The 1,663-nt window shown below is 76.3% G+C and carries 1 protein-coding gene; it reads left to right on the top strand.

The window, feature by feature from the left end; translation table 11 throughout:
* Window positions 1–1,663 (top strand): 4-alpha-glucanotransferase (gene malQ, locus F3J10_RS35555; RefSeq protein ID WP_167244043.1); only part of this gene is annotated, 1,663 nt, incomplete at both ends.

The raw sequence follows: 1,663 nt of genomic DNA, 5'->3' as shown, positions 1-1,663 counted from the left end.
CGACCTGGGCCTGGGCGACACCAGCGCGCTGGCCACCCTGGCGCGCTCGGCCGCGCGGCTGGGCGCCGACGCGCTGGCGCTGAGCCCGACCCACGCCGGCTTCCCGGCCCAGCCCGAGCGCGACAGTCCCTATTCGCCGTCCTCGCGGCGCTGGCACAACTTCGCCTATGTCGATCCCGACACGGTGCTGGGCGCCGAGGCGACGCGCGCGGTGCTGGCCGAAACCGCGCTCGCCGAGACCGCCGAGGCGCTGTCGCGCGCGCCGCTGGTCGACTGGCCGCGCGCGCTGCATCTCAAGCTGCGCGTGCTGCGTGCCCTGTTCGAGCGCTGGCGCGCGCATCCCTCGGCCGAGCACGAGGCCTTCGCGCGCTTCTCGGCCGAAGGCGGCGACGCGCTGCACGCGCAAGCCGTGTTCGACGCCCTGCAGGCGCAGGCCATCGCCGAGCGGCTCGGCCCCGACTGGCGACGCTGGCCCGCCGAGTGGCAGAACCCCGGCACCACCGAGGTACGCGCCTTCGCGGCCGCGCGCGCCGAGCACGTCGCCTTCTTCGCCTTCACGCAATGGCTGGCCTCGCGCGGGCTGGACGGCGCACGCCAGGCCGCGCGCGAAGCCGGCATGTCGATCGGCACGATCGCCGATCTCGCGGTCGGCGTGGCGCCCGACGGCGCCGATGCCTGGGCCGCGCCGCACACGCTGCTCTCGGGGCTGTCGATCGGCGCGCCGCCCGACCTGTTCAATCCCGAGGGCCAGGCCTGGGGCGTCGCCACCTGGACCCCGGCCGGCCTGCGCGCGAACGGCTACGCGCCCTTCATCGCGCTGCTGCGCGGCGCCTTCGCGCATGCCGGCGGCGTGCGCATCGATCACATCCTCGGCTTCCAGCGGCTGTGGATCGTGCGCGACGGCGGCTCGCCGCGCGAGGGTGCCTACCTGCGCTACCCGCTCGACGATCTGCTGCGGCTGGTCGCGCTCGAATCCGCGCGGCATCGCGCCATCGCGATCGGCGAGGATCTCGGCACCGTGCCCGAGGGCTTGCGCGAACGGCTGGCCGCGCGCGGCATCGCCGGGATGCGCGTGCTCGCCTTCGAGCGCGAACGCGACGGCGCGTTCCGGCCGCCCGAGGCCTGGGACCGCGACGCGGCGGCGATGTCCTCCACGCACGACCTGCCGACGCTGGCCGGCTGGTGGCGCGGCGTCGACCTGGCCTGGCGCCGGCATGTGCTGGCCGGGCAGGACCGGCGCGCCGACGAGGGCCGGCCGGCGAGCGAGGCCGGTGAGGCCGCGGCGGCAAGCGCCGCGTTCGCCGACGCGATGCAGCCCGATGATCCCGAGGCAACCTGGCCACCCATGGAGAACCGCATGACCGATAGGGCTTCGTCTCTCGCCCCCGCTTTGCCGGAACGCGCGCCCTCGCCGACGCGGCCGGTGGCGCGCGATGCCGAAGTGCCGCGCGACGAAGTGGAGGCGCCCGGGGCTTCTGCCGCTTCTGCCGCTTCTGCCGCTTCCGGTGCTGGGGCTTCTGCCGATTCCACCGCACCGGCCGCCTCCGCCGCGCCGCTGCCGCCCGACCTCGCCGACCGCGAGGCCGATCGCGCCCAGCTCTGGCAGGCGCTGCTGGCGGCCGGCGTGGTGCCGCCCAACGCGGCCTCCCAGGCACCGCCGCCG

Source organism: Burkholderia sp. Cy-637, assembly GCF_011753175.1.
In the GTDB taxonomy this organism is placed as follows: domain Bacteria; phylum Pseudomonadota; class Gammaproteobacteria; order Burkholderiales; family Burkholderiaceae; genus Burkholderia; species Burkholderia gladioli.
This window is presented reverse-complemented; position numbering and strand designations above follow the sequence as displayed.